The sequence below is a fragment of the Zoogloea oleivorans genome (genome assembly GCF_008107625.1).
Taxonomy (GTDB): Bacteria; Pseudomonadota; Gammaproteobacteria; order Burkholderiales; family Rhodocyclaceae; genus Zoogloea; species Zoogloea oleivorans.
Genome location: NZ_SDKK01000052.1, coordinates 1 through 11,142, shown reverse-complemented (window position 1 = coordinate 11,142; position 11,142 = coordinate 1). Strand labels below are relative to the sequence as shown.

The following is an 11,142-nucleotide window of genomic DNA, read 5'->3' as shown; positions in this document are numbered from 1 at the left end:
GAAAACGAGGAGACCCCTACGAGCACACCACTCAGCGGCCTTCGGGATCATCTCTCCGGTTGCCGGGGATTCATCCTTGGCGAGATCATTGGCATTGCTACCAAGCAAAAATCGAGAACGTCGTATCCGATACTTTGCGCCCCCATCTCGTCCAACAGTATAAACCGGGGGTGTATTGATGCAATCCATGCATCTCGCCCAACTGATAAGGGAATCCGTGCTCCCGCACGTGCGCCAGATGCCCACCTACTGTCGATAAATTTGCTGCGCACCGACAGCGGAGATGTGCAAAATGTGCGCGAGATCGTAGTCACCCCGTATGATCAACGTTTTGCTGGAACGCTGACTGTTCGTCAATCTTCGTCGCCAATCATCAGGATTCGAGAAACTTGGAGCATGGTTTATCCGACGAACCCAGAACGATAACCATCCGCTTGAACCAATTCGAACGCTAGGTCCAGGGCGCCCCGCGCTTCCTGCATGGAATCGGCTTCGACCGGCCCCATCAGGTAAAGTCTGACCGCCCCCACCAGTGCGAAGCCGACCAGCGAGGCGCAAGACGCCGGGCATAAGTCCCGCAACTCCCCGGCCTTCTTAGCGTCTGCGAATATATGCCGCAAGAGGATCATCATGCGCTCAGCCTCGTATTGCTGCAGCTCCCGGAACAGAAGGGTATCCCCGGCAAAGTCATAGCGAAAAGCCAGTATCTCGAGAACATTACGTACCCTCTCGTTGTCCTGGATGTCGCAAAGGCATTGATACAGGCATTGGCGTAGTCTGGGCATCACCGGTGGTGACGCGAGGGAAACATCGCGGAGGCGCTCCAGCAGCGGAATTCTTCCTCGATCGAGCACCGCCTGGAAGATATTGAGCGGCTTCGAGAAATGCCAGTAGATGGCGCCACGCGTGCAGTCGGCACGCGCAGCAATCAGCACCATGGTCGTTCTGGAAACACCGTAGGTGCGATAACACCATTCGGCAGCGTCCAGAATTTTCTCTCGCGTTACCAAGGCTTCGTTTTTCGTGCGTCTGACCACAAGCCCCCCGATATATAACTACCGATCAGTAGGAAACGAATAAAGGAAGAGGCACTTCCGCCAGAAGAGTTCGGCTCACACCGCCTAGGACAGCCTCGCTGATCCGGGAATGGCTGTAAGCACCGAAAACAATGAGATCGGAGTTCATCTCGAGCGCATGGGCGACAATCGTTTCCGCGACCGGCCGCCCTTGGGAGGAGGCACGCCTCAGATTCACCTGTACGCCATGACGGGATAAATAGGCTGCCATGTCGGCACCCGGATCTTCGCCGTACCGTTCCGCCCTACGTTCAGGATCGACAATTAGCAGATCGACCGCCTCGGCGGCAAGCAGCAATGGGAATGCGTCGGCAACCGCTCGGCGAGCCTGGCGACTGGCATTCCAGGCCACTGTGATCCGACGCGCAATAGCCCTTCCGTTCCAAGCTCTAGGAACGATAAGGATGGGAACACCAGTTTGTTGAAGCGCCTTGATGGATGACCATGCAAATGGAGTACCCAATGCCTCCGGATAACCGACGAGCAAAAGATCGCTGTAGAACGAATTTAGCTGCATATCAATATCCGACCCGAAATACGGGATCACTCGGAACTCTGCAGTGACGCCGTAGCGACCAGCCACGTTTGCCAAGCTTTGGCTCGCATGGAGCAAATGTGACTCCGACGACGACTCGAGTCTGCGGATGACGTCGACGATGCCCTCTCCCCGAGCAAATCCATCTTCGGGTGTGGCGTCGTTCTTCTCGTTGGAGGCAAGTCCGATCAGACGGGCATTCTGATCCCTCGCCAGATGGGCGCCTGTTTCGAGGATACTCTGCCCAAGATCACTGTCGTCAAAAAAGACAGCAATGTCCTGCATCAGATGTGACATTCTTACCTCACTGTAAACGTATGGCGAGTTGCTCGCCGTTGGGGTTACCGGAGAGCGTGTCGCCCTCCACATTGGAGCGAGACGACCAGTCACCACCGAGCGCCTTGTACAGGGTGACCAGATTGGCCTGCCGGGCCAGCCGTATGGCGATCCAATTCTGCTGCGCCGCATGGAGGGTGCGCTGTGCATCCAGGACCTCGAGGTAGCTCGACACGCCGTTGTCGTAGCGCTGCCGGACCAACGTGTAGGCAGCGCTGGCCGCTTCGACCTGCCGTTGCTGCGCGGTCAGCCGGCCGTCCAGCCGGGCGCGCACCGCCAAGGCATCCGCCACCTCGCGGAAGGCGTTCTGGATCGAACGCTCGTAGTTGGCCACCGCAATATCGCGCTCGACTTTGGCTACCTTCAGGTTGGCGGTCAGGCGTCCGCCGGTGAAGATCGGAACGCTGATCTGCGGCAGGAAGCTCCAGGCGCGGTTGGCGCCGTCGAACAGGTCCGAAAGCGAGTCGCTGGCACGGCCGATACCGCCGGTCAAGGTGATGCGAGGAAAGAAGGCGGCACGCGCGGCACCGATATTGGCATGGGCCGCGATCAGCGCATGCTCGGCGGCGAGGAGATCCGGTCGCCGCTGCAACAAATCCGAAGGCAAGCCGGCGGGCAGGTCCTGGACCGCCAACATGACTTCCAACGGTACATCTGGGCGTAGCTCTGCAGAAAGCTTAGTTCCTGCAAGCAACTCCAATGCATTGCGGTCGGTCGCGACCGTGCTTTCCAGCGCCAAAGACTGATCCCGCGCCGCTTCCCGTTCGCCTTCCGCCTGGTGTAATGCCAGCTCGGAGGCATTCCCGATCTCGCACAACTGGCGCTGCAGGTCGTAAGCTTCCTGGCGAGTTCGCAAGGTGTCGCGGGCCAAGGTGAGCTGCTCGGTATCGGCCGCCAGCCTGAGGTAGGCGCCAGCCACTTCCGCGATCAGGCCGATCCGGACGGCGCGCCGTGCTTCACCGGTGGCGAGGTAGTGCTGCAAGGCCTGATCATTGAGGCTGCGTACCCGACCGAACAAATCGAGTTCGTAGGCGGTGATGCCCAGATTGGCACTGTAGACATGGCTGACGACGGCGGCGCCGGTGGGGGATACTGAGGCTGGCGTCCGGCCCGAGTTGCCGGAAACACCGGCGCCCACCTCTGGAAACAAGGCCGAACGCTGGATACCGTACTGCGCGCGCGCCTTCTCGATGTTCAGCGTCGCCACACGCAGGTCGCGATTGTTGTCCAGAGCCAACTGGACAACTTGGCGTAGCCTGGGATCTGCGAACAGGGACTGCCAAGGGATGTCGATCGCCTTTTCAGCAGCCCCTCCGGCCAAATCCGGCCATTGGGCCGGGATCGGTGCAGCGGGTTGCTCGTAACGCGGTGCCATGGTGGCAACGCACCCGCTCAGAAGAGTGCCGACGCATGCCATCAGGATCACACGGGTGGATAAGGTACTCATGCTAAGGTTTCCTCCTGGGTCATAGCCGCCTCAACGTCAGGCCGTTTCTGAAACAGCGAAGACACAACAACGTAGAACAGCGGGATGAAGAAAATCGCCAGGAAGGTCGCAGTGACCATGCCGCCGACGACGCCGGTCCCGATCGCGTGCTTGCTGCCGGCGCTGGCGCCATCGGAGATTGCTAGCGGAAGTACGCCCATGCTGAAGGCCAGCGAAGTCATGATGATCGGCCTCAGACGCAGCCGCGCAGCTTCCACAGCCGCCTGCACTAACGTACGTCCCTGTCGCTCGTAAAGATCCTTGGCGAACTCAACGATCAGGATCGCGTTCTTGGCGGACAGGCCAACCGTGGTAAGCAGACCGATCTGGAAGAACACGTCATTCTCCAGACCCCGCATCAAGACAGCAATGACCGTGCCGATCACACCCAGGGGCACCACCAGCAACACCGAGAAAGGAACCGACCAACTCTCATAGAGCGCCGCCAAACACAGGAACACGGCAATGATCGACAACGCATACAGTGCCGGCGCCTGCGAACCGGACAAAAGCTCCTCGTAGGACAGGCCGGTCCAGGCCAGGCTGATACCATTTGGAAGTTTGGCGGCGATTTCCTCGACTGCACGCATGGCATCGCCCGAGCTGTAGCCCGGGGCCGGCTGCCCGAGTATCTCGATCGCCGGCACGCCGTTGTAGCGTTCCAGCTTGGGAGAACCTTTCACCCACTTGCCGGTAGCGAAGGAGGCAAAGGACACCATCTTGCCGTCAGCGTTGCGCACATACCACTTGCCAAAATCCTCTTCGCTGATGCGCGCCTGCGGCACGCCCTGGATGAATACCCGCTTGATGCGTCCCCGGTCGATGAAGTTGTTGACATAGGCTGAGCCCCAGACTGCCGACATCGTGGTGTTTACGTCAACCAAACTCACGCCATGCGTACGTGCCTTTTCGTCGTCGATCAGCACCTGGTACTGCGGCTCGTCGCCCTTGCCGTTGGGACGTACCAGCGCCAGTTCTGGATACTTGGCCGCTTCGGCCAGGAACTGGGCGCGCGCCTGCATCAGGTGTTCGTGCCCCTGCCCGCTGTAATCCTGCAGAAACAGATCGAAACCCGTGGCATTGCCGAGTTCCATGATCGCCGGTGGCGGGAAGGCCAGCACCACGCCCTCCCTGATCTTGGCGAAGCGCTGCATCGCGCGCGCCTGCAGGTCGAACACGCTGCTCTTCCGCTCCTCCCAGGGTTTGAGTTGGACGAAGGCCAGACCCGAGTTCTGGCCGCGACCGGCGAAGTTGAAGCCGCTCACCGTGAACACGGCGCTGACGCTGTCGCCCTCGTTTTCCTTGAAGTGGCTAACCACGTCACCCAACACCTCGTCAGTCTGCTCAAGGGTGGCGTTGACCGGCAGTTCTACCTGCACAAACATGGTGCCCTGGTCCTCGCCGGGAAGGAAAGACGTCGGCAAACGTGGAAAGAGCACGGCCAGCGCGGCCACGATCAGGCCGAAGGCCAACAGGTAGCGTCCGCGGCCAGCGAGCACGCGCGCGACACCACGCTCGTAGCGCTGGGTATTTCGCTCGAAGCTGCGGTTGAACCAGCCGAAGAAACCTTTCTTTGCCAGAGGATCGTGGCGCACCGGTTTGAGGAGGGTGGCGCACAGTGCGGGGGTGAAGATCAGTGCTACCAATACCGACAAGGCCATCGCGGTAACGATGGTCAGCGAAAACTGGCGATAGATCACGCCAGTGGAGCCACCAAAGAAGGCCATCGGGACGAACACTGCCGACAACACCAGGCCGATGCCGACCAATGCGCCGGAGATCTGGTCCATCGACTTGCGCGTCGCCTCCAGCGGCGACAACCCTTCCTCGACCATCAGGCGCTCGACGTTCTCCACCACCACGATGGCATCGTCGACCAGCAGGCCGATCGCTAGCACCAGTCCGAACATGGTCAGAATGTTGATGGTGAAGCCGAACGCCGCCATCACCCCGAAGGTACCCAGTAGCACCACCGGCACCGCCAGTGTGGGGATCAGCGTGGCGCGCCAGTTCTGCAGAAAAAGATACATGATCAGGAAGACCAGCACGATGGCTTCGACCAACGTGTGCACCACCCCGTTAATCGACGCGCTGACCACTGGCGCGGTGTCATAGGGATAGATGATCTTTACCCCTGGCGGCAGGGTCGGTTCCAGGCGGGTGAGGGTTTCCCGTGCGGCCTTGACCGCCTCCAGGGTGTTGCCGCCACTAGCCAAGCGTAGGGCGATGCCTGCACTGGGCCGACCATCGGCTGTGGTGTTGAAGGTATAGGTCTCGGAGCCAAGGCCGATCTCGCCGACATCCCGCAGGCGGACCTGCGAGCCGTCCGGGTTTACCTTGAGAAGGATGTTCTGAAACTGCTCTGGCGTCTGCAACAGGGTCTTGCCGATCACCGTGGCATTGAGCCCGACCTTGCTGCCAGTCGGGCGCCCACCGAGTTGTCCCGAAGACACCTGCACGTTCTGCGCTTCAATCGCAGCCATCACGTCGCTGGGCATCAGCTTGTAGTTGTTGAGCTTGAGCGGGTCGAGCCAGACGCGCATGGCATTCTGTGCCCCCAGTACCAAAAAGTCGCCGACGCCCTTGGTGCGGGTAAGGGGGTCTTGCAACTGCGAGACGATCAGGTCGCCCAGCGCGTAATTATCCAACCGGCCATCCTCGGATACCAGCGCGGCAATCAACATGAAGTTGATCTGATACTTGACCACGCGCAGGCCGAGTTGCTGCACCGCCTGTGGCAGCATCGGCGTAGCCAGTTGCAGCTTGTTCTGTACCTGCACTTGGGCGATGTTCGGGTCGATGTGCTGCTCGAAGGTGACCACAATAACCACGCTACCGTCGGCGTTACTCTCCGAGCGGATGTAACGCAAACCATCCAGGCCATTGAGTTGCTGTTCGATCACCTGTGTGACGGTGTCCTGCACGGTCTGCGCCGAGGCCCCTGGGTAGCTCGCCATGATGCCGATAGCCGGCGGTGCGACGTTGGGGTACTGGTTGACCGGCAGCGACCGTATCGACAGGGCGCCTGCCAACATGATGACGATGGCGATGACCCAAGCGAAGATCGGGCGGTCAATGAAGAATCTAGACATGAGTTCCCCTTCCCTATTTGTTCGCTTGCACCATGGCCGATTGCCCGACCACCGGAGATGCAGATGCGCCAGCTGCGGTGGCCGGTACTACCCGAACCTGCATGCCGGGCTGGACTCTTTGCAAGCCATCGATGACCACGCGGTCACCAGCCTTGAGGCCATCGCGGACCAGCCACTGGTCATCGACACTGCGCTCGGTGGTGAGCGGCAGCTGTTGCACGGTATCCTTGGCGTCGAGCACCAGCGCCACGGCCCTGCCCTGGCTGTCGCGGGTAACGCCACGCTGGGGCACCAGCAGCGCCTGCTCGCGCACGCCTTCCTGCAACTGGGCGCGCACGAACATACCGGGAAGCAGAATGCCCTCGGGATTGGGAAATACCGCACGCAGCGTCACAGCACCGGTACTTTCGTTGACGCTAACTTCGGAGAACTGAAGTTTGCCCAAGAGCGGGTATGCTCTGCCGTTCTCCAAGGTCAGCCGGATTTCAGCTTGACCTTTCCCTGCACTCTTCACTCGGCCGTTGGCAAGGTCTTCCTTGAGTTGCAACAACGATGACGAAGGCTGCACGATATCGACATAAATTGGATCTAGCTGTTGCACTGTTGCCAGCGCATTAGCTTGATTGGCCGTAACCAGGGCCCCCTGGGTCACCGACGAGCGCCCGATGCGACCGGAGATCGGAGCGGTGATGCGAGTATAGCCAAAGTCGATGCGCGCACTCTCGGCGGCAGCCTTGGCCTGCAGAAACTGCGAGCGTGCATCGTCGTATTGCTGCTGGCTGATGGCATGTGTTTGGATCAGCTTTTCATAGCGCTCGGCCAGCAACCGGGCCGCTTCGAGGCTGGCTTCGGCTCGGGCTAGAGTCGCGCGATACGGCGCAGGATCTACCTGATACAGGGCTTGTCCAGCCTTGACCTGACTGCCTTCGTGAAACTGACGCTGAAGCAAAATACCTCCCACTTGGGGCCTGACTTCCGCGACCAGATAGGCGGCGGTACGCCCGGGAAGTTCAGTGGAGAGCGATATAGCTTGGGGTTCGACCGTAAAGACGGCGACTTCCGGTAGAGGAGCGGCACTGGTTGAGGAAGGTGCCTTGTCACAGGCTACCAAAGGCAGGCAGGCAACGATCAGCACTGCAATACCGTGAGTCAAAGGGGGGCTTCTATAGTTCATAAGGACACGCTCGACAATATATAGGTTGATCGACCGACCTATTTTTTAAGCAAGTTTCTAGGCCAGCCTGACACGCAGAGAACGACCACCAAGCTCAGGTCGCAACTAGGTTGAACGACCGAACTATAAACCGATCATGCGATCATGGGTTGGTCGTCCAATCTATTACATGAATCAGCTACAATTTGATGACTGCAGCGCAAAAATTTTTTGAGCATCACGGCATCTTCGAAATGCCGAGAGCGCCTCCGCAGCCTTCTTAACGAGGAAAGAGTGAGGATGAAGGTCACAAAAAAATCAAACGAGACCCTGATCGCCAAACGGCGCAAGGAGCAAGTACTGGCCGCCGCGGCCGATTGTGTGCGCCGAGAAGGGTTTCATCGCACGAGCATGTCGCAGATCTCGGCAGCAGCAGGGATGAGTTCAGGCCATATCTACCATTACTTCGGCAGCAAGGAGGGCGGTTTCAACTCTGAAGTGCAACACCGGGTTGAAAGTTCATGATTTCCCTCGCAAAGACCTCTGCTGGGGTTTCAAAGTCGAGGCATTTGCGCGGGCGGTTGTTTAATTGTCGGGCAATTGCGTTGAGGTAGCCTTGGGAGATCGGCGCCAAATCCAGGCCCTTGGGAAGATACTCGCGGATCAAGCCGTTGGTATTCTCGTTGGTCGGCCGCTGCCAGGGGCTGTGCGGGTCGGCGAAATAGACGTCGATCTTGACCCGCTTGGCGAGAATCTCGTGGCGGGCCATCTCCCTGCCCTGATCGTAAGTCAGCGACTTTTTCATGGCGAGCGGGACATGGCGGAACTTGCGCGTGAAGCCTTCCAGCGTGGCCTCGGCCGAGCCGTCACGCAGCTTGACCAGCATCAGGTAGCGGCTCTTGCGCTCGACCAGGGTGCCCACCGAACTGCGGTTGCCCGGCCCCTTGATGTGATCGCCTTCCCAGTGCCCGGCCACGAGGCGGGCCGCCACCTCAATCGGGCGCTGGTGAATGGAGGTCATGTTCGGCAGCGTGCCGCGCCGGTCCTGGCCCCGTGCGCGAGGCATGCGTGCCTTGTGGGAGAAACGCAGCTGGGCGATGAGTTCGTTGCGCAGCTCGCCCCGTGGCACGGCGTAGATGGCGCAGTAGATCGTTTCGTGCGAGACGTGCAGAGCAGGATCATCAGGGTTCATCCGGCGCAGTCTGCCCGCAACCTGCTCCGGCGACCAGCCCTCGGCCATCAGCGCGCGAACCCGGTTGAGCAGCACAGAACCGCTCTTCAGCTTGATCGTTCCGCGCCGCCTGCGCGCCAGCGTCGCGCGCTCGGCACGGGCGGCATCGTAGCTCTTGCCCACCGTGTTCCGCGCCACTTCGCGCGACACTGCGGAGGTCGGCCGATTGAGTCTTCGGGCAATTGCCCGAAGACTCAATCCCTCATTGCTGCACCGATGAATCTGATTACGTTCGTCCATCGACAACTGGCTGTAGTGAGTTCCCATGCATACACCCTACCAAATCGGGGTGTTGCACTTCAGTCTAGAGCGCGCCGAGGGAATCATCGCCGGCATCGTGGCACGGGAGTACAACGAACTGGGACAACTGATCGACGAAATCAAGGATGCTACCAAGCAATCTGACGCAATTCCAGCCATCGTTGATCATGCGGTGAGAAGCACCTCCCGCTACATCGACCATAGCCACGCCTCCCTAGCCATGGAAATCCTAGCCGAGTCCGCGCGCAACCCTGAAGTGGCAAGCCTGATTCAGCAAAGCGACGAGGAAGTATTCCAATCCTTTCACAACTTACTTGGCGGAGGCACCCCTGAAGTCAAGTCGCGCTGCGAAATATTGGCCGCATTACTAGAGGGGTTCTCCATGCTTGAGCAAGTGATCGCCGGGGAGGTCGAGGGTATCGAGGTCGGCGAGCTGGAAGCGCTTGGCGTCGAAGTCGCTGCGCCGGAAGGTGCCGCGAGCAAGTCGAACCGCCGGAAGTATTCGTGCCCGAAGTGCGAGATCAACGCATGGGGCAAGCCAGGCTTGAGCCTGATCTGTGGCGAGTGTCAGGAACCTCTCGCCGACGTGGGGGCCTGACCCGCGCGCTCTGCGCGGTCGTAGTCCTCGACCCAATCCACCAGCTCGCGCAAGGCCGCCTGCTTCTCGGCAGGCAGGCTCGCGAGCACTTCCTGAACCTTGTCGTAGAACTGATCGCGCGGGCACTCGAACGACGTGCCCTGAGCGCGAAGCAGGCCGGCCGCAAGCCGAAGCCTGTGCTTCGCTCGATCTGAAAGGGCCTTCTTCTCGGCCGTCATGCTCAAGCCGCCTTGCGGTCGCGGTAGAAGCGCGACACGAGCTTGCCGTTCACCTCGCGGAAGACCACGACGCCGGCCCCGTTCTCCAGCTCGAAGACCCGTACCGGGTCGGGCTGGACGATCCGCACGATGGCCGTGGTCTGCACGGGCACAGTGGGGAGGGTGACGGCTTGCGCTGCAAGCGCGGGGAAGCTGGCCGAGGCCAGCATGAGGATGCCGGCCGATCCCGCGACGACAGGCGCGAGGATCGCGGGCGGTGCCATCAAAGCGGCCAGCAGCACCATGACGCCGAGGACCGACTTGATGCGGGCCAGGCGTGCGGTGTGCTTGGCTTGGCTGACCAGGCCGGCCAGCAGGGCGAAGGCCGCTGCGATAAGGGCAGCGAACGGGGTAACATTCTCGATAGCCATGTTTGCGCTCTCCGACAGTGCAAAGGTGGTTAGGCGGGCAGGGCGCTCCAACGCCCTGTTTCGCCGACTAGGTTCAAGCGTGCGAGTCCGTGAGCATCGTCATCGTGACTTCGCCGATGGTGACTTCATCCTCGCCGCTCCCGTCCTCGTACTTGACGAAAACAAGGCCCGCCGTGGTTGGGCGCTTGTTGAGGACGATCATCACTTCTCGGCCCTGGTAGGTGCCCAGCAGCAGCGGCTTCTTGAGCTTGTTCGGGTCGGTCGGCTTCGTCTCGCCGCCACCCTCGATCTCGGGGTTATGCGAAGGCAGGTGCTGCACCGAGGGGCCAGATTCCGCGCCGTCGTCGCCGCCGGCCTGGTCATCGTTGCCGGTAGCCGCCGAGTCCTCGCCAGCGTCGCCGGCCTGGTGGTCGCCACCGCCTGAACCGCTGCCGCCACCGCCGCCCGTGCTCTGACTGTCGAGCACATCGCGGATGTCGGTCGGGCCAGCAGCGGGCGCGAAGGTCTTGGGCTCGATCTCTTCGGCGATCGCCACCAGCAGGCGACGGTCGATCTCGTCGGCCTCGGCGCAGCGGCGCTCGACGATCTCGGTGTTCTTGTCGTGCAGCTTGCGCAGCTCGTACAGGTAATGCGGGGCGCGGCACTTGCGGCTGTGGTACAGCTCAAGCAAGAAGGCCGGCGCGTCAATCAGCGACATCAAGTGCGTGACGGCGCTTGCGTCGATCTTGGGGTCTCCTCGTTTTCAG

General features: G+C 60.6%; 12 protein-coding genes. 3 read left to right on the top strand and 9 right to left on the bottom strand.

All coding sequences use genetic code 11. From position 1 onward, the window contains the following. Positions 1-426, top strand: a 426-nt coding sequence (locus tag ETQ85_RS26765; RefSeq protein ID WP_222862310.1) for a hypothetical protein, incomplete at its 5' end; no start/stop codon positions are given. Here ETQ85_RS26765 and ETQ85_RS25210 read toward each other — a convergent pair. From ETQ85_RS25210 to ETQ85_RS25190, 5 genes are read right to left on the bottom strand one after another with little or no spacing between them, the layout of a single operon-like run. Next, positions 402-1,037, bottom strand: coding sequence for a TetR family transcriptional regulator (locus tag ETQ85_RS25210; RefSeq protein WP_187394868.1), 636 nt, complete (start codon positions 1,035-1,037; stop codon positions 402-404). The genes ETQ85_RS26765 and ETQ85_RS25210 overlap by 25 nt on opposite strands. Positions 1,038-1,062: 25 nt before the next feature. After that, positions 1,063-1,896, bottom strand: coding sequence for a universal stress protein (locus ETQ85_RS25205; RefSeq protein WP_222862309.1), 834 nt, complete (start codon positions 1,894-1,896; stop codon positions 1,063-1,065). 19 nt (positions 1,897-1,915) lie between these two features. Further along, entirely contained in the window at positions 1,916-3,394 is a 1,479-nt protein-coding gene (locus tag ETQ85_RS25200) for an efflux transporter outer membrane subunit (protein WP_148581756.1), read from the bottom strand. Next, positions 3,391-6,525 carry an efflux RND transporter permease subunit gene (locus ETQ85_RS25195; protein WP_148581755.1) on the bottom strand — a complete coding sequence of 1,045 codons (3,135 nt, stop codon included), beginning with the start codon at positions 6,523-6,525 and terminating at the stop codon, positions 3,391-3,393. The genes ETQ85_RS25200 and ETQ85_RS25195 overlap by 4 nt, the downstream gene beginning before the upstream one ends. Before the next feature lie 13 nt (positions 6,526-6,538). Then, positions 6,539-7,678, bottom strand: a complete 1,140-nt coding sequence (locus ETQ85_RS25190) for an efflux RND transporter periplasmic adaptor subunit (protein WP_246128911.1) — start codon at positions 7,676-7,678, stop codon at positions 6,539-6,541. A gap of 300 nt (positions 7,679-7,978) precedes the next feature. Here ETQ85_RS25190 and ETQ85_RS25185 point away from each other — a divergent pair, with 300 nt between their 5' ends. Next, positions 7,979-8,203, top strand: a complete 225-nt coding sequence (locus ETQ85_RS25185) for a TetR/AcrR family transcriptional regulator (protein WP_222862308.1) — start codon at positions 7,979-7,981, stop codon at positions 8,201-8,203. On the opposite strand, the gene ETQ85_RS25180 is transcribed toward ETQ85_RS25185, so the two are convergent. Further along, a complete protein-coding gene (locus ETQ85_RS25180) occupies positions 8,166-9,176 on the bottom strand; it encodes an IS30 family transposase (RefSeq protein ID WP_148577193.1) in 1,011 nt (336 codons plus the stop codon). The two genes, ETQ85_RS25185 and ETQ85_RS25180, sit on opposite strands and share 38 nt — an antisense overlap. Between ETQ85_RS25180 and ETQ85_RS26470 the strand changes: the two genes are divergently transcribed. Further along, positions 9,175-9,768 carry a hypothetical protein gene (locus ETQ85_RS26470; protein WP_187394867.1) on the top strand — a complete coding sequence of 198 codons (594 nt, stop codon included), beginning with the start codon at positions 9,175-9,177 and terminating at the stop codon, positions 9,766-9,768. The genes ETQ85_RS25180 and ETQ85_RS26470 overlap by 2 nt on opposite strands. Here ETQ85_RS26470 and ETQ85_RS25170 read toward each other — a convergent pair. The 3 genes from ETQ85_RS25170 to ETQ85_RS25160 all read right to left on the bottom strand — a co-directional run bounded on the left by ETQ85_RS25170 (position 9,738) and on the right by ETQ85_RS25160 (position 11,093). Continuing rightward, the gene (locus ETQ85_RS25170) at positions 9,738-9,986 is read right to left on the bottom strand and encodes a hypothetical protein (protein ID WP_148581753.1); all 249 of its coding nucleotides are present in this window, start codon (positions 9,984-9,986) and stop codon (positions 9,738-9,740) included. The genes ETQ85_RS26470 and ETQ85_RS25170 overlap by 31 nt on opposite strands. Positions 9,987-9,988: 2 nt before the next feature. Continuing rightward, positions 9,989-10,396, bottom strand: a complete 408-nt coding sequence (locus ETQ85_RS25165; RefSeq protein ID WP_148581752.1) for a hypothetical protein — start codon at positions 10,394-10,396, stop codon at positions 9,989-9,991. A 73-nt stretch (positions 10,397-10,469) separates the two neighbouring features. After that, the gene (locus tag ETQ85_RS25160) at positions 10,470-11,093 is read right to left on the bottom strand and encodes a transcriptional repressor KorB C-terminal beta-barrel domain-containing protein (protein ID WP_148581751.1); all 624 of its coding nucleotides are present in this window, start codon (positions 11,091-11,093) and stop codon (positions 10,470-10,472) included. Between the last annotated feature and the right edge of the window lie 49 nt (positions 11,094-11,142).

What these genes read in the sequence shown, in the direction of transcription:
- ETQ85_RS25205 (WP_222862309.1), bottom strand. Translation starts at nt 1,896, where the DNA reads ATGCAGGACATTGCTGTCTTTTTTGACGACAGTGATCTTGGGCAGAGT.
- ETQ85_RS25200 (WP_148581756.1), bottom strand. Translation starts at nt 3,394, where the DNA reads ATGAGTACCTTATCCACCCGTGTGATCCTGATGGCATGCGTCGGCACT.
- ETQ85_RS25195 (WP_148581755.1), bottom strand. Translation starts at nt 6,525, where the DNA reads ATGTCTAGATTCTTCATTGACCGCCCGATCTTCGCTTGGGTCATCGCC.
- ETQ85_RS25185 (WP_222862308.1), top strand. Translation starts at nt 7,979, where the DNA reads ATGAAGGTCACAAAAAAATCAAACGAGACCCTGATCGCCAAACGGCGC.
- ETQ85_RS26470 (WP_187394867.1), top strand. Translation starts at nt 9,175, where the DNA reads ATGCATACACCCTACCAAATCGGGGTGTTGCACTTCAGTCTAGAGCGC.
- ETQ85_RS25180 (WP_148577193.1), bottom strand. Translation starts at nt 9,176, where the DNA reads ATGGGAACTCACTACAGCCAGTTGTCGATGGACGAACGTAATCAGATT.
- ETQ85_RS25170 (WP_148581753.1), bottom strand. Translation starts at nt 9,986, where the DNA reads ATGACGGCCGAGAAGAAGGCCCTTTCAGATCGAGCGAAGCACAGGCTT.
- ETQ85_RS25165 (WP_148581752.1), bottom strand. Translation starts at nt 10,396, where the DNA reads ATGGCTATCGAGAATGTTACCCCGTTCGCTGCCCTTATCGCAGCGGCC.
- ETQ85_RS25160 (WP_148581751.1), bottom strand. Translation starts at nt 11,093, where the DNA reads ATGTCGCTGATTGACGCGCCGGCCTTCTTGCTTGAGCTGTACCACAGC.